The sequence below is a fragment of the Leucobacter fengyongliangi genome, from assembly GCF_050971685.1.
Taxonomy (GTDB): Bacteria; Actinomycetota; Actinomycetes; order Actinomycetales; family Microbacteriaceae; genus Leucobacter.
Map to the genome: position 1 here is coordinate 157,334 of NZ_JBPCEU010000001.1, position 24,892 is coordinate 182,225.

Annotated in this window: 25 protein-coding genes and 2 tRNA genes; 14 read left to right on the forward strand and 13 right to left on the reverse strand. The window is 60.2% G+C overall.

The annotated features are described in order from the left end of the window. Positions 1 to 11: 11 nt before the first annotated feature. From ACR0R4_RS00690 to ACR0R4_RS00705, 4 genes are all read right to left on the reverse strand, one after another. On the reverse strand, positions 12 to 551 hold the full coding sequence (locus ACR0R4_RS00690; protein ID WP_433645400.1) for a single-stranded DNA-binding protein: 540 nt from the start codon (positions 549 to 551) through the stop codon (positions 12 to 14). Positions 552 to 554: 3 nt separating this feature from the next. After that, positions 555 to 914, reverse strand: coding sequence for a 30S ribosomal protein S6 (gene rpsF, locus ACR0R4_RS00695; protein ID WP_433645401.1), 360 nt, complete (start codon positions 912 to 914; stop codon positions 555 to 557). 151 nt (positions 915 to 1,065) lie between these two features. Further along, positions 1,066 to 1,887, reverse strand: a complete 822-nt coding sequence (locus tag ACR0R4_RS00700) for a PIG-L family deacetylase (RefSeq protein WP_433645402.1) — start codon at positions 1,885 to 1,887, stop codon at positions 1,066 to 1,068. Beyond that, a complete protein-coding gene (locus tag ACR0R4_RS00705) occupies positions 1,887 to 3,320 on the reverse strand; it encodes a CCA tRNA nucleotidyltransferase (RefSeq protein ID WP_433645403.1) in 1,434 nt (477 codons plus the stop codon). Before ACR0R4_RS00705 ends, ACR0R4_RS00700 begins: the two co-directional genes overlap by 1 nt. A 42-nt stretch (positions 3,321 to 3,362) precedes the next feature. Here ACR0R4_RS00705 and ACR0R4_RS00710 point away from each other — a divergent pair, with 42 nt between their 5' ends. From ACR0R4_RS00710 to trxA, 3 genes are all read left to right on the forward strand, one after another. After that, positions 3,363 to 5,612, forward strand: coding sequence for a DUF6049 family protein (locus ACR0R4_RS00710; RefSeq protein WP_433645405.1), 2,250 nt, complete (start codon positions 3,363 to 3,365; stop codon positions 5,610 to 5,612). A gap of 75 nt (positions 5,613 to 5,687) precedes the next feature. Next, positions 5,688 to 6,611 carry a thioredoxin-disulfide reductase gene (gene trxB / locus ACR0R4_RS00715; RefSeq protein WP_433645406.1) on the forward strand — a complete coding sequence of 308 codons (924 nt, stop codon included), beginning with the start codon at positions 5,688 to 5,690 and terminating at the stop codon, positions 6,609 to 6,611. A 22-nt stretch (positions 6,612 to 6,633) separates the two neighbouring features. Next, positions 6,634 to 6,957, forward strand: a complete 324-nt coding sequence (trxA, locus tag ACR0R4_RS00720) for a thioredoxin (RefSeq protein ID WP_433645407.1) — start codon at positions 6,634 to 6,636, stop codon at positions 6,955 to 6,957. A 161-nt stretch (positions 6,958 to 7,118) separates the two neighbouring features. Here trxA and ACR0R4_RS00725 read toward each other — a convergent pair whose 3' ends face one another. The 8 genes from ACR0R4_RS00725 to rpmH are packed head-to-tail and all read right to left on the reverse strand — an operon-like array spanning position 7,119 to position 12,055. Next, positions 7,119 to 8,117, reverse strand: coding sequence for a ParB/RepB/Spo0J family partition protein (locus ACR0R4_RS00725; protein WP_433645408.1), 999 nt, complete (start codon positions 8,115 to 8,117; stop codon positions 7,119 to 7,121). A 2-nt stretch (positions 8,118 to 8,119) separates the two neighbouring features. Then, the gene (locus ACR0R4_RS00730) at positions 8,120 to 9,019 is read right to left on the reverse strand and encodes a ParA family protein (RefSeq protein ID WP_433645636.1); all 900 of its coding nucleotides are present in this window, start codon (positions 9,017 to 9,019) and stop codon (positions 8,120 to 8,122) included. Between the two features lie 37 nt (positions 9,020 to 9,056). Continuing rightward, positions 9,057 to 9,692, reverse strand: a complete 636-nt coding sequence (rsmG, locus tag ACR0R4_RS00735; protein WP_433645409.1) for a 16S rRNA (guanine(527)-N(7))-methyltransferase RsmG — start codon at positions 9,690 to 9,692, stop codon at positions 9,057 to 9,059. Positions 9,693 to 9,705: 13 nt separating this feature from the next. Beyond that, complete coding sequence (locus tag ACR0R4_RS00740) at positions 9,706 to 10,209, reverse strand: Jag family protein (RefSeq protein ID WP_433645410.1); 504 nt, start codon at positions 10,207 to 10,209, stop codon at positions 9,706 to 9,708. Positions 10,210 to 10,219: 10 nt separating this feature from the next. Further along, a complete protein-coding gene (gene yidC / locus ACR0R4_RS00745; protein WP_433645411.1) occupies positions 10,220 to 11,167 on the reverse strand; it encodes a membrane protein insertase YidC in 948 nt (315 codons plus the stop codon). Between the two features lie 5 nt (positions 11,168 to 11,172). After that, positions 11,173 to 11,490 carry a membrane protein insertion efficiency factor YidD gene (gene yidD / locus ACR0R4_RS00750; protein WP_433645412.1) on the reverse strand — a complete coding sequence of 106 codons (318 nt, stop codon included), beginning with the start codon at positions 11,488 to 11,490 and terminating at the stop codon, positions 11,173 to 11,175. Further along, the gene (rnpA, locus tag ACR0R4_RS00755) at positions 11,487 to 11,900 is read right to left on the reverse strand and encodes a ribonuclease P protein component (protein WP_433645414.1); all 414 of its coding nucleotides are present in this window, start codon (positions 11,898 to 11,900) and stop codon (positions 11,487 to 11,489) included. The genes yidD and rnpA overlap by 4 nt, the downstream gene beginning before the upstream one ends. Positions 11,901 to 11,917: 17 nt before the next feature. Beyond that, positions 11,918 to 12,055 carry a 50S ribosomal protein L34 gene (gene rpmH / locus ACR0R4_RS00760; RefSeq protein WP_382446410.1) on the reverse strand — a complete coding sequence of 46 codons (138 nt, stop codon included), beginning with the start codon at positions 12,053 to 12,055 and terminating at the stop codon, positions 11,918 to 11,920. A 412-nt stretch (positions 12,056 to 12,467) separates the two neighbouring features. On the opposite strand from rpmH, the gene dnaA reads away from it, so the two are divergent. From dnaA to ACR0R4_RS00815, 11 genes are all read left to right on the forward strand, one after another. Then, positions 12,468 to 13,844, forward strand: a complete 1,377-nt coding sequence (dnaA, locus tag ACR0R4_RS00765; protein ID WP_433645416.1) for a chromosomal replication initiator protein DnaA — start codon at positions 12,468 to 12,470, stop codon at positions 13,842 to 13,844. 412 nt (positions 13,845 to 14,256) lie between these two features. After that, on the forward strand, positions 14,257 to 15,399 hold the full coding sequence (gene dnaN, locus ACR0R4_RS00770) for a DNA polymerase III subunit beta (RefSeq protein ID WP_433645418.1): 1,143 nt from the start codon (positions 14,257 to 14,259) through the stop codon (positions 15,397 to 15,399). A 9-nt stretch (positions 15,400 to 15,408) separates the two neighbouring features. Continuing rightward, positions 15,409 to 16,638 carry a DNA replication/repair protein RecF gene (gene recF, locus ACR0R4_RS00775; RefSeq protein ID WP_433645419.1) on the forward strand — a complete coding sequence of 410 codons (1,230 nt, stop codon included), beginning with the start codon at positions 15,409 to 15,411 and terminating at the stop codon, positions 16,636 to 16,638. Next, complete coding sequence (locus ACR0R4_RS00780; protein WP_433645420.1) at positions 16,622 to 17,110, forward strand: DciA family protein; 489 nt, start codon at positions 16,622 to 16,624, stop codon at positions 17,108 to 17,110. The genes recF and ACR0R4_RS00780 overlap by 17 nt, the downstream gene beginning before the upstream one ends. A gap of 255 nt (positions 17,111 to 17,365) precedes the next feature. After that, positions 17,366 to 19,360 carry a DNA topoisomerase (ATP-hydrolyzing) subunit B gene (gyrB, locus tag ACR0R4_RS00785; RefSeq protein ID WP_433645421.1) on the forward strand — a complete coding sequence of 665 codons (1,995 nt, stop codon included), beginning with the start codon at positions 17,366 to 17,368 and terminating at the stop codon, positions 19,358 to 19,360. Between the two features lie 22 nt (positions 19,361 to 19,382). Continuing rightward, complete coding sequence (gyrA, locus tag ACR0R4_RS00790; protein ID WP_433645637.1) at positions 19,383 to 21,941, forward strand: DNA gyrase subunit A; 2,559 nt, start codon at positions 19,383 to 19,385, stop codon at positions 21,939 to 21,941. Further along, positions 21,934 to 22,341 (forward strand): DUF3566 domain-containing protein, encoded by a 408-nt coding sequence (locus ACR0R4_RS00795; RefSeq protein WP_433645422.1) that lies wholly within the window; start codon positions 21,934 to 21,936, stop codon positions 22,339 to 22,341. Before gyrA ends, ACR0R4_RS00795 begins: the two co-directional genes overlap by 8 nt. Before the next feature lie 97 nt (positions 22,342 to 22,438). Beyond that, a tRNA-Ile gene (locus ACR0R4_RS00800) sits at positions 22,439 to 22,512 on the forward strand. Positions 22,513 to 22,544: 32 nt separating this feature from the next. Beyond that, positions 22,545 to 22,617: transfer RNA gene (locus ACR0R4_RS00805), tRNA-Ala, on the forward strand. A 98-nt stretch (positions 22,618 to 22,715) separates the two neighbouring features. After that, complete coding sequence (locus ACR0R4_RS00810) at positions 22,716 to 23,747, forward strand: alpha/beta hydrolase (protein WP_433645423.1); 1,032 nt, start codon at positions 22,716 to 22,718, stop codon at positions 23,745 to 23,747. Positions 23,748 to 23,788: 41 nt separating this feature from the next. Beyond that, a complete protein-coding gene (locus ACR0R4_RS00815; RefSeq protein ID WP_433645424.1) occupies positions 23,789 to 24,265 on the forward strand; it encodes an NUDIX hydrolase in 477 nt (158 codons plus the stop codon). 95 nt (positions 24,266 to 24,360) lie between these two features. Here the strand turns inward: ACR0R4_RS00815 and ACR0R4_RS00820 are convergent, their stop codons facing one another. Beyond that, on the reverse strand, positions 24,361 to 24,864 hold the full coding sequence (locus ACR0R4_RS00820; RefSeq protein WP_433645425.1) for a DNA/RNA helicase: 504 nt from the start codon (positions 24,862 to 24,864) through the stop codon (positions 24,361 to 24,363). Positions 24,865 to 24,892 lie beyond the last annotated feature (28 nt).

A 24,892-nucleotide genomic window follows, 5' to 3' on the forward strand; every position in this document is an offset into this window, starting at 1 on the left:
GGCGGAAGTGTTTAGAAAGGCTGCTCGTCGTCGAAGCCCGAGCCGAAACTGCTCGCTGCCCCGCCCTGCCCTGTGTTACCCCAGGGGTTGTCGTTCGACTGCTGCGCCGCTGGCTGGCCCCATTCGGGCTGACCTGCGGGCTGCTGCTGTCCGCCGCCTCCGCTGAAGCCGCCACCCTGGCCACGCGACTGTGTGCGCGCGATCTGAGCGGTGGCGTAGCGAAGCGAGGGGCCGATTTCGTCGACATCGAGCTCGTAAGAGGTGCGCTTTTCGCCCTCTTTCGTCTCGTATCCGCGCTGACGGAGGTTTCCGCGAGCGATGACACGAGCACCCTTGGTCAGCGAGTTCGCCACGTTCTCCGCGTATTCGCGCCAGACCGTGCAGCGAAGGAACAGCGCTTCGCCGTCCTTCCACTCGTTGGACTGACGATCGAAGGTGCGAGGAGTCGACGCGATCGTGAACGACGCGAGTGCGACACCGCTATTGGTGAACCGCAACTCGGGATCGGCGGTCAGGTTTCCGACCACCGTGATCACTGTCTCGCCGGCCATGAGCTATGCGCCCAGCTTCGCGGCGCGTGCGGCCTTCGCCAGATCGCGCGAGCTCTGGGCGGCACGCTGAGCAATGAGCTCGTCGGCGCGCAGCACCTTGGTACGCAGCACGGCCTCGGAGAGACCCAGCTGACGGTCAAGCTCGGCGGTTGCCTCGGGGCTTGCGGTGAAGTTCACGACGACATAGATGCCCTCGGACTGCTTCTTGATTTCGTAGGCCAGGCGGCGCTTGCCCCAGATATCGACCTTCTCAATGTCGCCGCCCGCGTTGCGGATGACGCCGAGGAACTTGTCGATGCTCGGAGCTACGGTGCGCTCGTCAATGCCGGGATCGAGGATCACCATGAGTTCGTACGTATGCATTATTGACCCACCTCCTTCGGACTATACGGCCACAGGATTTCTGTGACAGGAGGGTATTGATGCACTGTTTTCGGCCTCCGCGCAGATCGCACGGTAGGCAGACAACCTGTACAGCCTAACAGCTTGCGGCCCCAAAATCGACCGATGGATGTCACCCGAGCCGGGGGAGCCTGCGGAATCGCTCGATTACGTCGATCGGCTGTCGCTGGCCTCCCACGTGCACGATGGCATCGCCGTCAACGGTGAGCTGCGTGGCATGCGATCGCAGCGCCGCAGTCTTGCGCTCAATCCAAGGGCTCACGTCATACGCGACGGTGTCCTCGGCGGGCTCACCCGCTTCACCCACTTCACTCACGTGTGGATCGGCGCCTCCGGCGCCAGCATTCGACCGATCGGTCACGATCTCCCAATAGGGGAGATCGAGTCCGTGGGCCACGGCGCGCGCGAGCCGATGCGCGAACACGTGATCGGGGTGGCCATACCCGCCGATGGCGTCATAACTCACGATCGCCTCCGCCTCCCAGTTGGCGGCGAGTGCGAGGAGGTCATTCAATGGTTCGATGGCGCTCGCCCGGGTGAGCGCATCAGCTGCGGCATCGGGGGAGGCCGTGGCGAGTCCGTCGGCGCCCCACATCATGCCCGAATCGGCGTACACGCGTGGCCCCAGCCCCGCAGCGCGCGCCGGGGGAGTGCCCAGGAACGCGTGGCGATCCACCCCCAGCATGAAGAGGGCCGCGGCGAGCTCGGTCTCTCGGTGGGCCGCCAGCTGGGCAGTGCCAGCGAGCGCAGCAAACGGACCAGGTGTGACCTCGCCGCGCCCTCCTCGAGTGAGCGTCACCAGTCCGGGCTCAGCACCCGCCTCCGCGAGTGCCGCGAGCGTGCCGCCCGTAGCGATCGTCTCATCATCAGGGTGTGCGTGAACGAACAGCACCCGCCCGGTGCCGTCGAACCATGTGGTGGGATCCTGATCCACTATTTCCTCACTGTCTCGTACCAGGCGAGCAATCGCTCCGTGGCGAGTTCCTCGCCGATTGGCCCTTCGTCGAGCCGCACCTCGAGCATGTGGCGGTAGGCCTGACCCACGAGCGGCCCCGGTCCGATGCCGAGCAACCGCATAATTTGCTCGCCATCGAGCTCCGGCCGCACCGAGGCAAGCTCCTCGGCCGCCATGAGTTCTTCGATGCGGTGTTCGATGTCGTCATAGGCGTGCTCGAGCCGCTCCGCCTTGCGCCGGTTGCGGGTAGTCACATCGGCGCGGGTGAGGATGTGCAGCTGCGGCAGCACGTCGCCGGCATCGCGCACGTAGCGCCGCACGGCCGAATCCGTCCACTGTTGATCGCTGTACCCGAAGAAACGCAGGTGCAGCTCGACGAGTCGGGCGACCTGTGCGATCGTGTCATTGTCGAAGCGGAGGGCGCGCAGTCGCTTCTTGGCAAGCTTCGCCCCCACCACGTCGTGATGATGAAAGGTCACCCCGCCGCGTTCGAAGCGACGGGTCATCGGCTTGCCGATGTCGTGTAGCAGTGCCGCAAGGCGCAGCACCAGGTCGGGGGAGTGAACGCCCTCGCCCCTCCGTTCGAGTTCTAGCTCGATCGCCTGTCTCAAAACGGTGAGGCTGTGCTCGTAGACATCTTTGTGCCGCCCGTGGTCGTCTTGAGTGGCAACCAGCGCGGTGAGCTCAGGCAAAAATCGCCCGGCGAGACCCGTGTCAACCAGCAGACGAATGCCCGGCACCGGATCATCGGTGGCGAGCAGCTTGACGAGTTCGTCTCGCACGCGCTCGGCCGAGATGATCTCGAGTCGGGGGCCATACTCCGCCATCGCAGCCTGCGTCTCCGGCGCAACCTCGAAGCCGAGCTGAGCCGAGAACCGCGCGGCACGCAGCATGCGCAACGGGTCGTCAGTGAACGAAGATTCGGCGCTGCCCGGGGTCACGATCCGCCCCGCGAGCAAGTCTTCGAGGCCGCCCGCCACATCCACGAGCCGCATTGAGGGCAGCATGAGCGCCAATGCGTTAATCGTGAAATCGCGCCGCACCAGATCCGCCTCGATGGTGTCGCCGAAGTTCACCTCGGGTTTGCGGGAGTCGTCGCGGTAGATCTCCGCACGATACGTGGTGATCTCGACAGTCTCGCCGTGAACTTTGGCGGCAATCGTGCCAAAGTCACGCCCCACGTCCCAGACCTGCTTCGTCAGCGCGTCGACAATCGCACGAGTCTCATCGGGCCGGGCCGAGGTGGTGAAGTCGAGATCAGTGACCGCACGGCCCAGCATCGCATCACGCACCGGACCACCGACCAGCGCAAACTCGTGGCCGGCCGCGGCGAACGCCTCCGAGAGGGTGCGCACCGGCGGGGAATCGGCGATGGAGCGCAGGGCCGCCATCGATTCGGCAATAGGACGCATCCCTCCAGGGTACCGGCAGCCTGGTCGCCCTACACTTGCCCTATGTCACGTGCGCCGCGCCAGCGTCCGCGCCGTCGCCTCGCTTCGCGCCGGTCGCTCGCCCGCGCGTGCACTGCCGCGCTCCTCACTGCCGTGCTCACGCTCGCCGCATCGACAGCGGCGGGTGCCAGTGGAACTGGAACCGAATCCGAGACCACCGCGGTCACCGCAGAGCTCGTCGTGGCTCCGGCCCTGCCGGTGTTCGATACAGGTGAGGAGGACTACCAATTCACTGTTCTCCTCCGCAATACCGGGCAGGATGCGATTTCCGCTGGCGAGCTCCGGCTGCTGCTTCACCCAGAACGACTCGAATCCGCGGCGCAGCTCACCTCGGGCGAGCCCAGCGCGCAGGTCACCCAGATCGCTCGATCAGCCGTGAGCGCCACCGCGAGCGGGGGTGAGCAGACCCTTACCCTCACCGTGCCTCGCGAGTTCTTTCCACTCAATCCGTTGAGCCAGCGGGGCGTCTACACGGTGCACGTCGAGTTGCGCCTGCCCAGCACCGAGCCCCTCGAGACGCGGGCCGATCCACTGCTTGTCTCAGAGGCGACCCCCTTTGTCTGGCAAGATTCCGGCACCGAAACTCGCGTTCCGGTGACTCTGGTTGTGCCGTTCACACTTCCGGGAAGCGTACGCACCATGCCCTCCGCAGAGCAGCTCCGGGAGATCGCGCCCAGACTCACGAGTCTGCTCGATGAGGCCGAGCGCGCCGGGGCCACGCTGGCGGTGGATCCCCGCATCGTGGCTGGCACTCGGGTGCTCGGGGAGGATGCCCCGGCATCGGCCCGCGATCTCCTCGACCGACTGGAAGCCTCCGCTCAACCACTGTTCATGCTGCAGTTTGCCGATGCGGACCCGGCTGCGCAGGCCGCCCTTGGTCTCGAGCAGCTGCTCCAGCCGCTTGGGCTCAGTTACCTCCTTCGCGGCTCGTCCGCTGAGACAGGCACCGAGGAAGCACCCGGGTCTGATTCGACCACCGACACGAGCGAGGGCGACGACACCGCGCCGAGCGAGGGCGGTTCCCCGCCGGCTGATTCGGCTCAGATCGGGGGAAACTCCGCGTTTGACGGGGCCGTCTCTGCCCCGAGCATAGACGAGCTGTCAGCCCTGCCCCGGGCGATTCCCGGCGCATGGCCGGCTGCCGGCGGGGTCGACACCGCGACGCTCGACCTTCTCCGCAATGGGGGGATCTCCAGGGTCGTGCTCGACTCGGGGAGCGTCGCGGACGCGACCGGCACCCGCGTGCCCATTGGCGATTTCTCGGCGCTGGTGGCGGACGCGAGCCTTTCCGAGTCATCCCGGCGCACCCTCGCCGGCAACAGCCCCTCCGAGCGTGCGGCCGGGATCGCCAGTCTGGCCTCCCGCCTCGCGCTCGAGGCGCTGCAGGGTTCCCCGGGCCTCGTACTCGCAGTGGATCGCGGTGCCCTTGCCGACTCGGAAGATCCGGCGGAATTCCTGACCTCCGTGCTGGGCCTCGGCTGGGTGGACTCCGTGCCCGAGACCTTGCAACCCGTGGGCACCGGCATGATCCGCTCGGGAGAAACGCTCGAACAGCGCCGCGAATTCCTTCGTGCCACAATCGGACGATCCGATGAGATTGACGAACTAGCCCCCCTCCTCACTCGCCCGCAGTACCTCTTGGAGTACCAGCGTGTGCGACTTCTCGAGGCATTTGCTACGCGGTACGCCAACGCCGACGTGGATTTTGACGTTATCGACGATCGCATTCGCGCGCGCGACGCGGAGCTCCTGACCGGGGTGCAGATCGTCGGAACCGAAAACACACAGCTGGTCGGCACCTCCTCCCGGGTGCCAGTGACCCTGCACAATGCCCTGCCGTTTGATGCGCGGGTGACTCTCAAGGTCGCACCAACCTCTGCAGGTATCGCAATTCCTGCGCGCGCATTTCCAGATCAGCTGGTAGGCGCCGAGGGGAATCATGTGGTGCTCGTCGGTGTCAATACGCGGGTGTCTTCGGGGGAATCAGGGCTCCGAGTCGAGCTCACTGATGTAGCTGGTGAGCAGGCGTTCGCCGAGCGTGTGCTGAAGCTCACGATTCGTAGCTCTTACGAGACCATTCTGCTGACATCACTTTCGACAATTGCGCTCTTGCTTCTCGGTTTTGGTATCTGGAGGAGTCTCCGTCGCCGCGAGCGCGCCACCCCGGCCGATGCTGCGGCCAAAGCCGCCGACGCGAAAGACCGCACACAAGCGTCGGGTCGTTCCCCCGAAATTCACCTGCCCAGGGAATGATGCATGCCTAGGATTGGTTGTATCACCCAGAGGCGGCCGCGGGCCGTGATCCACACATCGCGTGCGAGGAGCAGAATGCACCAGATCATCATTATCGGCAGTGGCCCGGCGGGCCTGACGGCGGGCATTTATGCGGCGCGCGCAGGGCTTGAGCCGTTGCTGTTTGCCAGCTCGGTCGAGCCGGGCGGCGAACTGATGAACACGACGGACGTCGAGAACTTTCCCGGCTTCCCCGAAGGCATTCAGGGCCCGGAACTGATGGAAAAGATTCAGGCGCAGGCCGAAAAATTCGGCACCAAAGTTGTGTACGACGATGTCACGGCGCTTGATCTCTCGGGCGACGTAAAGAAGGTCACCACGAGCGACGGTACCGTGCACGAGGCGAAGGCGGTCATCTTCGCGACGGGATCCGCCTATCGGAAGCTTGGGCTTCCCGAGGAGGAGAAGCTCAGCGGTCACGGCATCTCCTGGTGCGCGACGTGCGACGGGTTCTTCTTCCGTGAGAAGACCATCGCCGTAGTTGGCGGGGGCGATTCCGCGATGGAGGAGGCGACCTTCCTCACCCGCTTCGCCGCGAAGGTCTACGTGATCCACCGCCGAGAAGAGCTCAAGGCCTCGAAGATCATGCAGCAGCGTGCCTTCGACAACGCGAAGATTGAGTTCGTCTGGAACTCCGAGGTCGCAGCGATTCGCGGCGAGACCGAGGTCACAGGCATCACCCTGCGCAACACGGTGAGTGGTGAGGAGTCGGAGCTCACGCTCGACGGTTTGTTCATCGCGGTCGGGAATGACCCCCGCACACACCTGGTGCATGATCAGCTCGAACTCACGCCCGACGGCACCATTGCGGTTGATGGACGAAGCTCGAAGACCTCGGTCGAGGGTGTTTTCGCCGCTGGCGACGTCATTGATGCCAGCTACCGGCAGGCCGCAACCGCTGCGGGCTCCGGTGTGGTCGCCGCCCTCGACGCCGAGCATTTCCTCGCCGCACAAGATTAATTACGATTCGTTAGGAGACAACATGTCTGAACCCATCATCGTCGGAGAGCAGACCTTCGATAAGGTCGTGCTGCAAAGCGAGACCCCCGTGCTCGTGGATTTCTGGGCCGAGTGGTGTGGCCCGTGCCGCATGGTTGCACCCGTGCTTGCGCAGATCGCCGCCGAGCACGACGGCAAGATCGTCATTGCAAAGGTGAACGTCGACGAGAATCCGGGGCTGGCCGCAAAGTACCGCATCACCTCGATTCCCGCCATGAAGGTCTTCAAGGGCGGCGAAGAAGTACGAGAGATCATCGGTGCCGTACCCAAGACCGTGCTCGAGGAGCACCTCGCGGGCATCATCTAAAGACGCACGCGCAGCGAACAGTACAGCGCCCGGATTCCGCGATTTACGGGACGGGCGCTGTGTTGTTTTTCCTGCGTGGGTGCCTTTTCACATTCCCACTTACGGGGTCGAGATTGAGATCGGGGAGACCCTCCACATTCTCATTCCGAGACAGCAATCCGTTAGTTAAAACCCGGGTCACCCAGTTCCTCGAGAATGCGCTTGAGATCTGCGATCGTCGCGAAGTCGATGAGTACCTGTCCCTTCTTGGCACCCAGCTTGATTGACACGCGTGTGTCGAAGCGGTCTCCCAGGCGCTCGGCGATCTCACCCAGCTGCGCCTGCACCCCGCCCGGGCGCGCCCGCGGGCGCTTCTGCTTCGGCGTTTCACCGGCCACGGCTTCGGCGGCCCGAACTGACAGCCCCTCATTCACAATTTTGTCGGCGAGCCGCTGCATCGATGCCGCGTCGCCATCAAGCGACAGAATCGCTCGGGCGTGGCCAGCGGTGAGCACTCCCGCCGCCACACGCGCCTGCACGGGCTCGGGCAGGCGGAGGAGACGAATGGTATTGGAAATCTGCGGACGGGAGCGGCCGATGCGAGTCGCCAGTTGCTCCTGGGTGATGCCAAAATCGCTGAGCAATTGCTGGTAAGCCGAGGCTTCTTCAAGCGGGTTCAGTTGCGCGCGGTGCAGGTTCTCGAGCAACGCGTCGCGCAACATGTGCTCGTCGGCGGTGCTGCGGATGATCGCCGGGATTGTCTCACGCCCGGCCCGCTGGCTCGCCCGGAACCGACGCTCACCCATGATGAGCTCGTAGTGTGGCTCGCCCTCGGGGGGAGTGGGTTCAATAGCACGCACGACCACCGGTTGAAAGACCCCGAACTCCCGGATGGAGTGGGTAAGTTCCTCGAGAGCTTCGTCGTCGAACTCGGTGCGGGGTTGCGCCCGGTTCGGCACAATGTCGGCGAGGTCAAGGCTGGTGAGTGTCGCACCCGGCACCTGACGAAGCCCAGAGTCTACTGTCTCCATCTCGGCATGCACTTTTGCTGCAATCGCCTGCTCATCAGAACTGCGATCCGCCGGAAAAAACACGTCTACGGGGCGTTCGCCCTCGCTCGTGCTCTGTGGAATGAGGGCTCCGATGCCGCGCCCCAGCCCGCTGCGCTTCTTGGTGGCCATGGTCAGGCTCCTTCGATCGTGAGAGGGTCAGCGCTGCGCTCGGCAATCTCGGCAGCTGCCTCCAGGTAGGCAATTGCGCCAATCGACCCCGCGTCATAGGCGTGCACTGTCTGGCCGTAGCTGGGCGCTTCTGAGATGCGCACCGAGCGCGGCACTACAGCAGTGAGCGTCTCGGTGGGGAAGTGGGTGCGCACCTCCTGTGCGACCTCCTGGGCAAGATTCGTTCGTGCGTCATACATCGTCAACAGGATCGTCGAGACCTGCAGCCCGGGGTTCAGGTGCTTCTGAATCAACTTGATGTTCCCGAGCAACTGACTTAACCCCTCGAGCGCGTAATACTCGCACTGAATGGGGATCAGTACCTCGCTTGCGGCCACAAACGCGTTCACGGTCAACAGACCAAGTGAGGGAGGGCAATCGATGAATACATAGTGAAAGTGCGTCTCAGATTCGCGCAGAAAGCTCTCCAGCGCGGTGCGCAGACGCTGCTCTCGAGCGACGAGCGACACCAGCTCGATTTCCGCGCCAGCCAAGTTAATTGTTGAGGGGACGCAGAACAGTCGCTCATGATCGGTGGTCGGCTGAATTGCCGCTTGAATGTCTTCCTCGCCAAGGAGCACGTCATACACGCTCGTAACCTCGGGGCGATGCATCACCCCCAACGCGGTGGAGGCGTTTCCCTGCGGGTCAAGGTCAATCACCAGCACATTGGCACCGCGTCGCGCGAGTGCCGACGCCAGGTTGACGGTCGTCGTTGTCTTGCCGACGCCGCCTTTCTGGTTTGACACCGTGATGACGCGTGTCTCGTTGGGCAGCGGCGACACGGTCTGCTCGAGGGCGCGGCGACGGCGTCGCTTGTCGACCAGATGCTTGGCCACAAGTGCGTTGTCGGTGTCGGTCATCGCTTCCTCAGTCACGTCGCGAGCGGGTTCAAGTGGATCACCGTACCCGGGCTCTCAACACTCTAGTCGTCTCTTCGAGCTGACCCAGTCCAAGTTCTTCAACGACGACGTCGTGCACGCGATGCGCGCGCAATACCTTCTGGGCAGCATCGATCTCAGCATCGATCGAAGCCCCCTTCAAAAAGAGCATCTCCCCACCATCGCGCAACAGCGGGGCGGTCAAGGGAACAAGTTTCTTGAGCGCCGTGACCGCTCGAGCCGTGACTTGGTCGACCAGAAGCTCTCCATGGAACTCCTCGGCGCGACCCCGCCTCACCTCGACGTTTTCGAGATCCAGCATGCGCGTCTGCTCGGTCAGCCAGGCGCAGCGCCGCTCCATGGGTTCGACCAAATGGAAGTGGGCGTCCGGACGCAAGATTGCAAGCACCAATCCAGGCATGCCCCCGCCGGTACCGATATCGGCGACGTTCGAGCCTTCGTGAATCAGCGGAGCTAGGACCGCGCTATTGAGTATGTGTCGGGTCCAGAGTCTGGGCGCTTCGAGCGGACCAATAAGCCCCAACGTCTCTCCGCGCATTCCGAGATCCTGTGCGAATGCGCGAAGTACCTCTATTCGATCCCCTGCGATTTCCGCGGAAACAGACGGCTCGGACTCGATTTCAGCCTCAGTCATGTTTCACGTGAAACTACTCCGCGCGCCGGATCACGAGTCGGCGATCCCGACCTTCACCACGCGACTCGGAATGATACCCACGCTCGGCGACGAGATCGTGCACCAGCTTCCGCTCATACGACGACATGGGCTCAAGCCCCACCTCAGCACGACCGGCCGCAATCTGTGCCGCAGCAGCGTCAACCATGCCACGGAGCTCAGTGGCGCGAGCATCCCGCGATCCACCAATGTCGAGAATGAGGCGCGAAAAGCGACCGGTTTCGCTCTGGATGGCGAGGCGAGTGAGATCCTGCAATGCCTGAACTACATCTGGCATTGCCAGGTGATCGATGTCTTCTCCGCCGCCCGTCACCGAAAGGTACGCGCGGCCGCTCGCCACAGAAATGTCGAGATCGCCGTCGAGGTCGGCAATGTCAAGCAGACCCTCGATGTAGTCAGCCGCCAGATCACCCTCAACTTCGAGCTGATCGGCGGTGGGCTCTGCAAGCAGTTCGCTCAATCCTTCACGTTCTCCCATCAGCGGTGCCTCACTTCTTCTTCTTTGAACGCTTGGCGCTCTTCGGTTGCTGTCGTTGCCCCTGGGCCTCGGCCTTTGCCTCGCGGGCCTCTTCGATCTCAAGTTCCTCTGGGCTGAGCTTTCCCTTGGCACGCAGACGAGCCTGTCGCGCACGCCATGCATCACTTCCGGGCGTCGGCATGTTGTGAATCACAATGAACTGCTGACCCATCGTCCACAAGTTCGAGGTGAACCAATAGATGTTGAGTGCGAGCGGGAAAGCGACACCGGAGAACAGGAAGGCGAACGGGATGATGTACAGCATGATCTTCTGCTGTCGGTACATCGGGGATGCCTTGGTCTCATCAGAGATGTTCTTCGACATGATCTGCAACTGGGTGAAGAACTGCGAGGCGATCATGGCAATGACGATGAAGCCCAGCAGAATCACAACGCTCCACTGTCCGGATTCCCAGCCCTGAGTGAAGGTCATCTTGAGTGGCGCCCCGAATACCGTGGCCGCATTGAAGCTTTGCGTCAGGTCTTCGCCCATGAACCCGATGCCCGGCTTGTTTTCCGAGGCGTTGCGCAGCACGTAGAAGAGCGAAAAGAAGATGGGCATCTGAATCAAGATGGGTAGGCACGAGGAAAATGGATTCGTTCCGTGCTTCTTATAGAGCGCCATCGTCTCGCGACTCATGGCCTCGCGCGAGAACTGATCGCTCTTGCCCTTGTACTTCGCTTGCACCTTCTTCATCTCGGGCGCGAGATCCATCATTCGCCGCTGGGCCTTGATCTGCCGAACGGTGACGGGGATGAGAAGCGATCGAACGACCACCACTAGCCCAAGGATGGAGAGCACCCAAGCTGCCCCCGATGCCGGATCAAGTCCGATAAGAGTGAAGAGCTGGTGCCAGAGCATGAGCACTAGCTCGACGAGCCAGCGCAACGGCCACAGAATTGTCTCGATGAAATCCACCGTGATCAGGCCTTTCGTGTGGTGGGGCGAACGAATCCGCGGGAATTGATAGAAAATCTTGGGTGTCGTCGCTCGGGAGCATCATCGATACCGCCGGGAGTCCAGGGATTGCACCGGATCAAGCGCCAGATAGTGAGGCCGATCCCTGCCACACATCCCTGCCGTTGAAACGCTTCCAAAGCGTAGCGTGAACAACTGGGATAGTACCTGCACACCTCGCCATAGAGGGGCGACAGTACCCGGCGGTATCCCAACATGAACGCGATTGCGATATTGCGGGGGAGCAGCCAGACTTCCTCAAGAAGCCGAATCACGACGCTCATGGTGAGACCGCTTGTTGTTGAGTCAGGGCCCACCGCTCGACCCGTTCGAGAGCTCTATCGATCTCCCGGTTCAAGTCTGAGAACTGAGCGCTCCCGCTTGTGGGTAATGCACGAAGCACTATGTCGACTCCGGTGAATCCACTCCCCAGATGCCGTTCAACGATTCCTTTGAGGCGTCGACGCACCAGGTTTCTAGTGACGGCCCCGCCAACAGCTTTTGAGACGATGAATCCGAAGCGTGCGGGTAGTGGTTGCTGTGTCGAGCGAGTTTCGTCGCTCGCAGCCCCGGTGTCATCGTGCACACGCAAAACCGCGTGGGTGATGCACAAAGCACCACCCACGCGGTATCCGTTTCGTACGATGCGCCGATAGTCATCGCCCCGAGTAATTCGGTGCTGCCTGGCAGGCACGATCGTCTGCGTGAAGGCTACGCAGTGAGCTTCGTGCGGCCCTTGCCGCGACGTGCGGCAACGATCGCACGGCCCGCGCGGGTACGCATACGAGCGCGGAAACCGTGCACCTTGGCACGACGGCGGTTGTTTGGCTGGAAAGTGCGCTTGCTCATTGTGAAGACTCCGTGACTTATGGAATAGATCCCCGACGCTTCAGTGACGAGGAAGTCGAATCTGGGCAGGGCGACAACTGGGTTGCACCCATACAAGGATCCAAAGATACGCCGATTTCCCGGGTAAGTCAAAGTCGAGCACTCGGAGACGATTGATTATCCGCCCACCCTGCGTGAAACAGTTCAGCTTCCGCGGCGTGTTCTGGCAGGTGACTTGCCTGTGGACAATTCTGTGACTAACGTGGGCGCAGGTGTCAATAGCGAACCGTTTCCCGCATGATTACGCCTTTTTACCCCGTCACCCTGTGGATGGAATTGGGGAATCTACTGTTGGTTAGTCGGAAGAATTTCGGAAGTACACGTGACTGAAGATGACGTACAACGCGTCTGGGCGCAAATCACCCATGCGGTAATGAGCGACCCACAGGTGGGCCCTGCTGTCGGCGCACAACTTGCGCTCGCGGTGCCCCGCGGCATCAGCGCAGGCACCCTATTTCTCGCGGTTCAGCATGAATTCACTCTCAAGCTCCTCGAGAATCGGTTACGTCCCTCGATCATGCAGGCGGTCTCCGCTATCTCAGATGCAGCTGAGATTGAAAGTTTCGTCGTTATCGTTGACATCGATGCACAGCCGGCTATCGACCCCGAGCCGGAAGAAAGCCCTGCTTGGCAGAATCACCTCACGGTTCCCCCGTCTGTCGAACATGTGCGTCCGGTGGAGGAACCGCGCCCTCGCCATGGGCAACATGATCTGGCTGATAGTCGACTCAACGAGAAGTACCGTTTTGATTCGTTTGTGATCGGGCAATCGAATCGCTTTGCCCACGCTGCCGCCGTCGCCGTTGCGGAGGCGCCCGCCCGGGCATATAACCCGTTGTTTATCTACGGCGATTCTGGCCTTGGAAAAACCCACCTTCTTCACGCAATTGGTCACTACGCGAGGGAACTTTTTCCCGAAATTCGGGTTCGGTATGTGAGCTCCGAAGATTTTACGAACGATTTCATCAATTCGATTGCAAATAACCAGGGTGCGGCCTTCCACGCGCGATATCGCAGCGTAGATATCCTTCTGGTCGATGACATTCAGTTTCTTGAGGGAAAAGCCGAGACCCAGGAAGCCTTCTTTCATACGTTCAACACCCTTCACGATCACAGCAAGCAAGTTGTCATTACGAGTGATGTGCCGCCGAAGCAGCTTCGCGGCTTCGAGGATCGCATGCGATCCAGATTTGAGTGGGGTTTGCTCACCGATATTCAGGTGCCCGATCTCGAGACGCGTATTGCGATCCTCCGAAAGAAGGCGAAGCGAGAGAATCTCGAGATCGATCACGACATTCTGGAGTTCATTGCCTCAAAGTTCACATCGAACATTCGCGAACTTGAGGGAACCCTCATTCGAGTGACGGCTTTTGCCAGTCTGAACCAACAACGTGTTGATATGCCCCTGGTCCAGACAGTGCTGAAGGATCTCATCACCTTAGATGAGGACAATGAGGTACAGCCGACCGACATCATCAGCCACACTGCTGAATACTTTGATCTTGCCCTCGACGAGCTATACGGCCCATCCCGGGCCCAGCAAATAGCCACTGCCCGACAAATCGCGATGTATCTGTGCAGAGAACTTACTCCGCTCTCTCTTCCTAAGATCGGCCAGCTCTTCGGAGGGCGAGATCACACCACCGTGATGTACGCGCACCGGAAGATCACACAGCTTATTGCCGAACGACGATCCATCTTTAACCAGGTGACCGAACTGACTACCCGCATCAAACAGGCATCTCGATAGGTCCATCCACCTCACAGTTATCCACAAGGGGGAAAGAAGTTGTGAATAATTGGGGACAACTTTCGGTAATCTGTGCGGAAGTCGATCACCACTGTGGAAAGTCGTTTCCCCTCTGACTCCCGCAGGATTGCGCGGATCACACGCTATCCACCCTCTCCGTACAACTCACACGCCTGTAGTTCCCAGTCGCCTGCGACGATCGGGCGAGTTATCCACAGTTTCCACAGTCCCTATTACTATTAACTATCTATTCATCATTCATTGGGCGTTCCATCACGTTGTGGATAGCCCCCGCCAGGTGCCCGCTAGGACCTTTCACTGACTACGCGAGCCAGGAGTGTGCAAAGATTGTCGGGCGACCCTCGATGCTCGAGGATCTGGTTGCAGACTCAGAACTGTGCAAGGAGCTGGCATGCGTTTCACCGTCAATCGTGACGTGTTTAGTGAGGCCGTTTCATTTGCCGTCAAGCTACTTCCCCAGAGGCCGACACAGCCTCTGCTCAGCGGTGTGCTGCTGGAGGCCTCGAGCGATGAAATTACCCTGTCAGCGTTCGATTATGAGACCTCTGCTCGAACGACGGTCATTGCCGACACAGGTGAACCTGGACGCGCACTCGTTTCCGGCCGACTTCTCGGCGAAATCGCACAGCGGCTGCCGCACTCGGATGTTGAGATCTCGCTGATTGACACAAGAATCCAGGTCCGTTGCGGGGCCTCCTCGTTCAGTCTGCCCGCAATGCCCGTAGAAGAATATCCCCAGGTACCGAGAGTTGACTCGGTTTCGGGTTCAGTTCCGGCCGACGTCTTTGCCGAGGCAATCGCTCAGGTTTCCCTCGCCGCATCGAAAGACGATGTCACCCCGGTAATCACCGGCGTTCAGTTCGAGATTGCCGAAAATGCACTCACCCTCACCGCAACCGATCGCTATCGTGTCGCTACACGGCGGATCGATTGGCAGCCTCTCGGCGGAGACCCAACGCTCACCGCACTTGTGCCGGCCAAGGTCGTCATCGAGGTTGGGAAGATGTTCGGCGGCGACGGCACAGTCGAGGTCGCTATTGTGAAGGACTCGGACCGTGAGTTAGTTGCCTTCACCGGAGGCAACAAGACGGTGACCTCGCTCTTGATCAAAGGAAACTATCCTCCCGTCGGGCGTCTGTTTCCCGAAAGTATTGAGAACTATGCGGTTGTCAATACAGCCGAGCTCGTTGAGGCGGTCGGACGCGTGGGCTTGGTGCTCGAGCGAGAAGCGGCGCTTCGGTTTTCCTTCGTCGAGGGGCAAGTGACACTCGAAGCCGCAGGAACAGAGACGGCTCAAGCGGTCGAGACTGTGGACGCTCATCTTGTTGGTGATGAGATGGTGGTTTCGCTGAAGCCTCAGTTCCTGCTCGATGGGCTGCGCTCAACCCATGCCGAATTTGCTCGAATTGGCTTCACGCGCACAGACAACGCAAGTAAGCCGGGTCCGGTACTTATCACGAGCCAGCGAAGTAAAGACGAACTCGACGAGCAGAGCTTCCGCTACCTCCTGCAGCCCAACCTTCTCCTCCGTTAGGAGTTCAAGATGCGGGTGACGCATCTCTCGTTGAGTGACTTTCGCAACTATCGATCAGCCGAGGTGGGCTTCGCGCCCGGAGTCAATCTGATTGTCGGTGAGAACGGCCAAGGGAAGACAAATCTGGTTGAGGCGATCGCGTATTTCTCGTCGTTGAGTTCCCATCGCGTCAGTAGCGACAGTGCCCTGATCAGAGCCGGAGCGGATTCCGCGGTTGCTCGGATGCGAATCGCAGTCTTGGAGCGAGAGGCGCTCCTGGAGATTCAACTGAATCGCGGCCAACCGAATCGGGCGCAAGTTAATCGTAATCCTAGTAAGCCTCGGGAGCTGACCCGTTGGTTTTCCGCCGTCGTTTTCGCGCCCGAGGATCTCAGTTTGGTGCGGGGAGAGCCAGCGATTCGAAGGAAGTTTCTCGATGAGGCACTCGTGGCGCGTCATCCGCGACTCGCTGGCATTCTCGCGGATTATGATCGCGTAGTGAAACAACGGAGCTCACTCCTGAAATCGGCCAGACTGACCGGCAAGAAGGATGCCGTAGCCGAGACTCTCGGCGTTTGGGACGACCAGCTGATTGAGCTGGGTTCTCGAATCATGCATGCCAGGCAGCAGCTGGTGCACGAGTTGCTCCCCCATTTAGTGTCTAGCTATCAGGCGCTGGTGCTGTCGGATCATTCGCCTCACCTTGTATTGGTGGAGTCTGCTGGACAGGTGAAAACGAGCGGTAGTGTTTCACGTGAAACATCCCAGACTCCGCCTGAACCACCAGTGCGGGATGATCTCTATGTTTCACGTGAAACAATTGCCCAGCAGTTCGCCGAGGCGCTCGCGGGAGTTCATCGATTCGAACTAGAGCGGGGCGTCACATTAATCGGCCCGCATCGAGACGATCTCCATCTCGCACTCAATGGCCTGCCAGTCCGTGGGTACGCAAGCCATGGTGAGTCTTGGTCGTTTGCGCTCTCGATGCGCCTGGCACTCGCCGCACTACTTCGCGCAGAATCTCCAGTCGGAGATCCGGTAATTGTTCTTGACGATGTCTTTGCGGAATTAGATGCTCACCGAAGGTCGCGACTGATGAACGCCGTAGGAGACTTTGAGCAGGTCTTAGTGACAGCCGCGGTTGAGGGGGACCTCCCGACTGGCACTACCGGACGGAGAATACACATTGCGTCAGGGCAAGTGACCGACGTTGTGGAGGGAGAACTCGGGGAGGGGAAATCCGGTGGGCGGCAGCACTGACACAGGGTTCGCGAGCAATGCATACCTTAGGGCGAAGGCCCACTGGAAGGGCCTACCGCTCAGGAAAAGGGTTGGCTCTGGGAATGTAGTTTCGGGAAGCGTCCCGTTCGGACGAGGACGGGACCCGCAACCTTTGGGTCAGATACTTACCGGCACCGCGCAGGATCTCGGATGGAAACTTGAACTCGAGCAAGCCCGTCTTATTGCTGAATGGCCGGTCCTCATTGGCGAGTCGACCGCCGAACACACCGAGATCACTGAATTGAGAGACGGAACGTTGGTGGTGCAGTGCGACTCCACGGCGTGGGCCACGGAACTCCGGAGACTTCGAGGCGAAATTCTCACCCGAGTCCTGGACGAATACCCAAACGCGGAAATACGAGAGATCAAGTTCTTGGCACCCGGCGCGCCGAGCTGGAGACATGGAAGACGTACGGTCTCCGGACGGGGTCCGCGAGACACCTATGGCTAGGGGGAGAAGAGTGCTACTTTATGGAGCAATTCTTCCGTTCTGATTCACACGAATTTTTCTCGAACAGGGCTTCTGGGAAGGGGAAAGCGGAACGGAACCACTCGCACCCGAGAACCCGGGGTTGATCCCGTGCGAAGAACGGCCCTGAATCGCCCCGAAAGGCCCGTCTCGCGACTGCGCATTGATAGGCTAGTGTCCGAAAGTACCCGGCGCGAAATACCACCCTGAAACGCGGGTAGAGGGAACCATCACAGTATGACTTCAGAACAGGCCACGGCCGAACAAGAATACGGTGCCGGAGATATCCAGGTACTTGAAGGTCTCGAAGCGGTGCGCAAGCGCCCCGGAATGTACATCGGATCGACAGGCCCGCGCGGACTGCACCACCTGGTATACGAGATCGTGGACAACTCGGTGGATGAGGCACTGGCTGGCCACTGTGACACAATTCACGTCACGATTCTCGAAGATGGTGGAGTGAGGGTTGTTGACAACGGGCGAGGCATTCCCGTTGATATGCATCCGACCGAGGGTCGGTCCACTGTCGAGGTCGTTCTCACGGTGCTCCACGCTGGGGGAAAGTTCGGCGGAAGCGGCTATGCCGTCTCTGGGGGACTCCACGGCGTGGGCTCTTCTGTGGTGAACGCTCTTTCTTCTCGATTTGAGGTACAGGTTCGACGTCAAGGTTTCACGTGGAACATGTCATTCACAGATAGTGTTCCCAATGCTCCACTCGCTAAGGGCGAGGCGAATGATCAGAGCGGAACCACAATCACATTCTGGCCAAGCGCCGAGATATTCGAAACTGTCGAATTTGACTACACCACGCTCCGGACCCGCTTTCAGCAGATGGCGTTCCTTAATAAGGGGCTGCGGATCACGCTCACCGACCTGCGCCCGCAAGAGCCGACCGAGAACGAGCACGGTGAATTGATCGTTCCCGAGGCTCCTCGAGACGAATTTCAGTATGAACGTGGCATCGAAGATTACGTTCGACACCTCAATGCCGCCAAGCGAGCTGACCTTGTGCACGAAGAGATCATCTCTTTCGAATCAGAAGACACAGTGCGTCGGATTTCCGCAGAAGTCGCGATGCAGTGGACAACGTCCTACACAGAGAGCGTTCACACCTACGCAAACACCATCAATACGCACGAAGGTGGCACCCATGAGGAGGGTTTTCGCGCAGCGCTGACCACACTGGTCAATCGCTATGCGCGAGAGAAGAACTTCTTGCGAGACAAGGATGAGAATCTCTCCGGTGAGGATGTGCGCGAGGGCCTCACAGCAGTACTTTCGGTGAAACTTGGTGAACCGCAGTTCGAGGGGCAGACGAAGACAAAGCTCGGCAACACTGAGGCGAAAGCTTTCGTTCAGAAAGTCGTAGGCGACCAACTCGGGGACTGGTTTGAGCGTAACCCCGGTGCTGCGAAGGACATCATCCGAAAGTCGATTCAGGCTGCGACTGCACGGCTCGCCGCACGAAAGGCCAGAGAAACGGCCCGGCGCAAGGGTTTGCTTGAGTCTGGGGGAATGCCGGGGAAGCTCTCGGACTGTGCAAGCAAGGATCCTACGCTTTCCGAAATCTTCATTGTTGAGGGCGATTCCGCCGGGGGCTCCGCAAAGACCGGACGCAACCCGGAGACGCAGGCGATATTGCCGCTTCGCGGAAAGATCCTGAACGTTGAGAAGGCGCGACTAGACCGGGCACTTGGTAACGCCGAAGTCCAGGCAATGATTACCGCATTCGGTGCGGGTATCGGGGAAGACTTTGATCCGGGCAAGGCCAGATATCACAAGATCGTCTTGATGGCCGATGCAGATGTCGACGGTCAACACATCACGACACTGCTGCTCACGCTGTTGTTCCGGTACATGAGGCCGCTGATTGATATGGGGTACGTCTATTTGGCCCAGCCACCGCTCTATCGCATCAAGTGGACAAATGCGGAGCACGAGTATGTTTTCAGTGATTCGGAACGTGACGCGAGACTCTCTTTCGGGGCCGAGGCGGGAAAGCGACTCGGGAAAGAGAGCGGCGTGCAGCGTTACAAGGGTCTCGGTGAAATGAATTATGAGGAGTTGTGGGAGACCACAATGAACCCAGAGACACGAACACTGCTGCAAGTCACCATGGACGACGCAGCAGCGGCAGATGAAATCTTCTCCACGCTCATGGGAGAAGACGTGGAATCACGCCGGAACTTCATCCAACAGAACGCGAAGGACGTGCGCTTCCTTGACATCTGAGAACCAGACTCCAGAACGCGAGATCCCAGAGACGAGTGCCGAAGAGGCTCAGCGAATCCACGGCAGAATCGACCAGGTCGATCTTCAGCTGGAAATGCAGCGATCGTACCTCGATTATGCAATGAGCGTCATCGTCGGGCGTGCTCTTCCCGACGTGCGAGACGGCCTCAAGCCCGTGCACCGTCGTGTGATTTACACCATGTATGACGGCGGTTACCGGCCCGACAAGGCGTTCTCGAAGTGCACGCGCGTCATTGGCGATGTCATGGGTCAGTTCCATCCACACGGCGACACCGCCGTGTATGACTCGCTTGTCAGGCTGGTACAGCCGTGGGCGATGCGCTATCCGCTGGCGCTCGGGCAGGGCAACTTTGGGTCACCAGGCAATGATGGGGCGGCTGCCCACCGATACACAGAAACGAAGATGTCTCCGCTCGCCATGGAGATGGTGCGCGACATCGACGAAGACACTGTCGATTTTCAGGACAATTACGATGGTCGCACGCGTGAACCGACCGTCCTCACCGCTCGCTTTCCGAATCTTCTGGTGAACGGCTCGGTTGGCATCGCGGTCGGCATGGCGACAAATATCCCACCACACAACCTCCGTGAGGTCGCAGACGCGGCGAAGTGGCACCTGGAGCATCCTGAGGCAACTCGGGAGGAACTCCTTGAGGCGCTCATGGAACGTGTAAAGGGACCTGATTTTCCCACTGGTGCGCAGATTCTGGGAAGCAAAGGGATCCGGGAAGCGTATCAAACCGGACGTGGTTCGATCACCATGCGTGCCGTGGTGAGCATTGAGGAGTTGCGTGGGCGCAATTGCCTCGTTGTGACAGAACTGCCGTACCAAGTCAACCCGGACAACCTGGCGGTGAAGATCGCTGACTTGGTGAAAGACGGGAAGATACAGGGCATCGCCGACATTCGAGACGAATCGAGTGGACGTACCGGCCAGCGCTTGGTAATCGTGCTGAAGCGGGATGCAATCGCAAAGGTGGTGCTGAACAATCTCTACAAGCACACGCAGCTGCAGGAAAACTTTGGCGCAAACATGCTCGCGATTGTCGACGGAGTGCCCCGTACTCTCGCGTTCGACGGCTTCATTACTGCGTGGGCGAGGCATCAGGTCGAGGTCATCGTGCGCCGGACCGAGTTCCGGCTGCGCAAGGCCGAAGCCGAAGCTCACATCCAGCGCGGCTACCTGAAGGCCCTGGATGCCCTCGATGAGGTGATCGCACTGATTCGTCGATCCTCAACAGTCGAAGCTGCCCGCGAGGGTTTGATGGAACTGCTGGGTGTCGACCAGATACAGGCTGACGCGATTCTCGGACTGCAGCTGCGACGACTCGCCGCACTGGAGAGGCAGAAGATTCTCGATCTTGCCGCCAAGCTTGAGCTTCAAATCGCCGAATTCCAGGGAATTCTTGCCTCCTCGTCCGCGCAGCGGCAGATTGTGGTTGAAGAGCTCGATGAACTGGTGCACAAGTTCGGAGACGATCGCCGAACCACCATTTTGCACGGCTTCGATGGCGACATGTCGATGGAAGACCTTATCCCCGAGGAGGAGATGGTGGTCACCATCACTCGAGGTGGGTATGTGAAGCGCACGCGAATCGACAATTACCGGTCACAGCATCGCGGAGGGAAGGGTGTCAAGGGCGCGCAACTTCGCGCCGATGACATAGTCGAACACTTCTTTGTCACCACGACCCACCATTGGCTCTTGTTCTTCACCAACACCGGGCGAGTGTATCGGGCGAAGACCTACGAGATTCCAGAGGGAGGTCGTGACGCAAAGGGTCAACACCTCGCGAACTTGCTCGCGCTCGGACCTGACGAACTTGTCACTCAAGTACTCGCATTGCGGAGCTTTGATGACGGGGGATACCTGGTACTCGCCACCCGCGATGGTCTCGTGAAGAAGACCGCACTGACGGAGTACGATACCAATCGCACGGGTGGAATCATTGCTATCAAGCTCAGAGAGGGCGATGAGCTCGTCTCGGCGCTGATCGCAACCGCTGACGATGACGTTCTCCTGATCTCCCGACAGGGAATGTCGGTACGTTTTACCGCTTCAGATCAGGCGCTTCGACCCATGGGGCGTTCGACGAGCGGAGTTCGCGGGATGAACTTCCGTGAGGGAGATGCGCTTCTCACCGCCTCAACAATTACCGAGGGTGGCTACGTATTTGTGGTGACCGAGGGCGGCTATGCGAAACGCACGGCGGTTGACGAGTATCGGGTACAGCAGCGGGGTGGCTACGGCATTAAGGTGGCCAAGCTCGATGAAAACCGAGGTGATCTCGTCGGTGGGTTTATCGTTGATGAGAGCGACGAAGTGCTCGTCGTACTCGCGACCGGCAAGGTGGTTCGTTCGAATGTCGCAGAGGTGCCGGCGAAGGGGCGGAACACAATGGGGGTCGTGTTTGCGCGATTCCCAGAGGGTGACCGTATCATTGGCATCGCGCGTAATGCGGAGCGTGGCCTCGACGAGGCTCCGGTCGAAGACGCTGAAACACCTGCCGAAGCGGCAATTACTGGGCCGGAAGAACCTAAGGAAGACGTGAATGAGTAACACTGTCGCCGACAAGCTGGCCAAGAAGACGAGAAAGAAGGCACCGGCGAAGCAGGTTCGCCTGAAGCTCGTGTACGTCGACTTCTGGTCTGCAGTGAAGTTCTCTTTTCTCGTGTCGTTGAGCCTCGCAATCGTGGGCGTCGTCGCCATCATTCTGGTCTACACGGTGCTCGTCTCCACCGGGGTGTTGAGCCAACTCGACTCACTCTTCATGGACATCGTGGGTGATCAAAACAGTCTGCTTGCGTTCTTTGGGTTTGCGCAGGTATTTGGTTTCGCGATCGTCGTCGGGATCTTGAATGTCATTGTTGGCACGGCGCTCGGTGCCGTCGCTTCGGTGATTTACAACCTCTTGGTCCGTGTCATCGGCGGCTTTCAACTCGGATTTACGAGCAATTAGGTGTCGTCCTCGCGCAAATTTCGTGTGCGAGGATACGTCCAAGGAGTGCCCGATTTCAGATTTCCGCTGGTTTCCGGTAGAGTCAGTTCTTGGTCACGGGGCTATAGCTCAGGCGGTTAGAGCGCTTCACTGATAATGAAGAGGTCCCAGGTTCAAGTCCTGGTAGCCCCACCGATGTTGTCGTGAGATAGCATTGAACCCGCGGGTCCTTAGCTCAGTTGGTAGAGCGCCTGCTTTGCAAGCAGGATGTCGGGAGTTCGATTCTCCCAGGATCCACAACACGGAAGCCCACCAGATTATCTGGTGGGCTTCTTCCATTTTGTATAACGACCAGGCGCCTCCGAAGGCGGCATCAGGTTCTCTAGACTGGCTGCATGAGCGGATGGCGCGCAGATGTACTGGGTGAGGGTTTCGAATTCTTGCGACTTGATCTCGGTGAGGACGCTGAAGGCCCCGTGGAGGCGACACTCGTCCGATCCATCCCTCGACCACGGAACTTCTGGGAGCGGGCACTGAGGGCTCCCCAGCCACTGAGTGACGTTGACGTGCTCTATGTGCACGGTTGGTCTGACTATTTCTTCCAGCGCGGCCTGGCTGAATTCTGGACAGCCCGGGGAGCGAGATTCTTCGCGCTTGACCTGAGGAAATGCGGACGTAGCCTGCGTGAGGGCCAGACGCCTGGCTACGTGGAAGACCTCGCTGACTACGACCTGGAGATTGCGCTCGCCCTCGAGGAAATGGGGCACCGGCTGGCACCCGACGCTCGGAGCACGTCCGACCGTCGGCTGGTGCTTCTCGGCCACTCCACGGGGGGGCTCACACTGAGTCTGTGGGCGGATCGGCACCGTGGGATTGCCGACGCACTGATCCTGAACAGCCCGTGGCTGGAACTTCAGCTCAGTGGCGCGGTGCGAAAGGCGGTGACCCCGGTGATGAACTTCCGTGCTTCGTTGAATCCGAGGGAGCTCGCCTTGCCACAGCTCGATTTGGGGTTCTACAAGCGCGCACAGCGCATGGTCGCGGATCCGCGTGAGCAGGCCGATGTAAACCCACTGTGGCGGCCCGAGATCTCTCTCCCGGTCTTGGTCGGATGGTTCCGCGCCATCCTCGATGGTCATGCGCGAGTCGCTGCAGGCCTCCAGATCGATGTTCCAGTGTGTGTGTTGCTGTCTGCACGATCCCAGTTCGGGATGACCTGGCGGGACGAGATGTTGCGTTCGGACACTGTGCTTGATGTTGACCTCATTGCGCGTGCAGCTGTGAAGCTTGGCGATTCGGTGACCATCGAGCGCCTGGACGGCGCGCTTCACGATGTGTTTCTGTCGGAACCGCTCGCCAGGCGGGAGGCCTACGCCCGACTGTCGCGATGGGTGATCGGCTGGAGCGCGGCCTACGCCCCATCCTGAGTGCGGCGCAACAGTGGACCCTGGCAGGCTAGGCTCGGGGTATGGATCTACGGGTGGCCGCCTACGCAGTGGTGGAGAGGCGCGGGAGAATCCTGCTCACCCACTGGCGTCGCGGACACTTACATGGGTGGACTCTCCCGGGCGGCGGGATCGACCCCGGCGAGGATCCAAGAGACGCGGTCGTGCGCGAAGTGCTCGAAGAAACCGGTCTCGAAGCTCGCGTGGGGAAGCTCCTGGGTGTCGACTCGCGGGTGATGGTGCGTGAAGAAGTACCCGAGGGTACCGCGCCCGAGCTTCACACCATTCGGATCGTCTATCGCGCCTCGGTAAAGGAAGGTCCACTCCGCCACGAGATCGATGGATCTTCTGACGAGGCGCGATGGGTAGCCATACGCGAGATTCGCTCGTTGCGGACCCTATCGCTCGTGCAAACAGGGATTCGTATGGCGGGGATAGATCAACGCGGCCGCGCGAAGACGGGCGGACAACGACGAACCGCCAAGAACCCACCCAAGTAGTCACACTGATTCGCGTGCCTCAAGCACGCAAGGTCGTCAACACACAAATGCGGGGGCGACCACAGCCACCCCCGCATTGCACCTCGAACTGCGAGCTACAGTTCACCCTCCGGGGCAACCCAGAGCTCATCATCGCTTCGGAATGCTTGCCACAGTGCGTAGCCAACTCCTGCAGCCGCGACGACCCCAAGACCGAGTGCGATCACGCCGCCAACTCGACGATTCTTTGAGGGCTTTAGCAATCCACGTTGCTCACCAAAGGTGCGGAGCTGCCCAGCCGCGTCAGGGTTCTCCATCTGCTCAAGTGTGCGGATGGTGTTCGCCAAAGCCGTGGCCACGATGGGTGCCGCGACCCGCCGTACGCGGTCTGCTGCACGGTGGGCAGCGACCACCCCACGGTCAATGGTGGGGCGAACGCCTTCGATGGCATCGTTAACTCGGGGAGTTACATATTCGCCTCCGAGGTTCTTCGCCTGACGTCCGGCCTCCTGGAGTACGGATCCTGCGTGACCAAGAACAATGCGCTGTTGATCAAGCAATTCCTCGGCTTGGGAACGCAGACGCTTGAGTTCGCGACGACGCTTACGTGAGAGTGACATGGAAACCTCCGTTGCCTGTGCGGGCTTT

Excerpts from the sequence above, each read along its gene's own strand:
- ACR0R4_RS00690 (WP_433645400.1), bottom strand. The coding sequence starts at position 551 with ATGGCCGGCGAGACAGTGATCACGGTGGTCGGAAACCTGACCGCCGAT.
- rpsF (WP_433645401.1), bottom strand. The coding sequence starts at position 914 with ATGCATACGTACGAACTCATGGTGATCCTCGATCCCGGCATTGACGAG.
- ACR0R4_RS00705 (WP_433645403.1), bottom strand. The coding sequence starts at position 3,320 with ATGCGTCCTATTGCCGAATCGATGGCGGCCCTGCGCTCCATCGCCGAT.
- ACR0R4_RS00710 (WP_433645405.1), top strand. The coding sequence starts at position 3,363 with ATGTCACGTGCGCCGCGCCAGCGTCCGCGCCGTCGCCTCGCTTCGCGC.
- trxB (WP_433645406.1), top strand. The coding sequence starts at position 5,688 with ATGCACCAGATCATCATTATCGGCAGTGGCCCGGCGGGCCTGACGGCG.
- trxA (WP_433645407.1), top strand. The coding sequence starts at position 6,634 with ATGTCTGAACCCATCATCGTCGGAGAGCAGACCTTCGATAAGGTCGTG.
- ACR0R4_RS00725 (WP_433645408.1), bottom strand. The coding sequence starts at position 8,117 with ATGGCCACCAAGAAGCGCAGCGGGCTGGGGCGCGGCATCGGAGCCCTC.
- ACR0R4_RS00730 (WP_433645636.1), bottom strand. The coding sequence starts at position 9,019 with ATGACCGACACCGACAACGCACTTGTGGCCAAGCATCTGGTCGACAAG.
- rsmG (WP_433645409.1), bottom strand. The coding sequence starts at position 9,692 with ATGACTGAGGCTGAAATCGAGTCCGAGCCGTCTGTTTCCGCGGAAATC.
- ACR0R4_RS00740 (WP_433645410.1), bottom strand. The coding sequence starts at position 10,209 with ATGGGAGAACGTGAAGGATTGAGCGAACTGCTTGCAGAGCCCACCGCC.
- yidD (WP_433645412.1), bottom strand. The coding sequence starts at position 11,490 with ATGAGCGTCGTGATTCGGCTTCTTGAGGAAGTCTGGCTGCTCCCCCGC.
- rpmH (WP_382446410.1), bottom strand. The coding sequence starts at position 12,055 with ATGAGCAAGCGCACTTTCCAGCCAAACAACCGCCGTCGTGCCAAGGTG.
- dnaA (WP_433645416.1), top strand. The coding sequence starts at position 12,468 with ATGAGCGACCCACAGGTGGGCCCTGCTGTCGGCGCACAACTTGCGCTC.
- dnaN (WP_433645418.1), top strand. The coding sequence starts at position 14,257 with ATGCGTTTCACCGTCAATCGTGACGTGTTTAGTGAGGCCGTTTCATTT.
- recF (WP_433645419.1), top strand. The coding sequence starts at position 15,409 with ATGCGGGTGACGCATCTCTCGTTGAGTGACTTTCGCAACTATCGATCA.
- gyrB (WP_433645421.1), top strand. The coding sequence starts at position 17,366 with ATGACTTCAGAACAGGCCACGGCCGAACAAGAATACGGTGCCGGAGAT.
- ACR0R4_RS00795 (WP_433645422.1), top strand. The coding sequence starts at position 21,934 with ATGAGTAACACTGTCGCCGACAAGCTGGCCAAGAAGACGAGAAAGAAG.
- ACR0R4_RS00810 (WP_433645423.1), top strand. The coding sequence starts at position 22,716 with ATGAGCGGATGGCGCGCAGATGTACTGGGTGAGGGTTTCGAATTCTTG.
- ACR0R4_RS00815 (WP_433645424.1), top strand. The coding sequence starts at position 23,789 with ATGGATCTACGGGTGGCCGCCTACGCAGTGGTGGAGAGGCGCGGGAGA.
- ACR0R4_RS00820 (WP_433645425.1), bottom strand. The coding sequence starts at position 24,864 with ATGTCACTCTCACGTAAGCGTCGTCGCGAACTCAAGCGTCTGCGTTCC.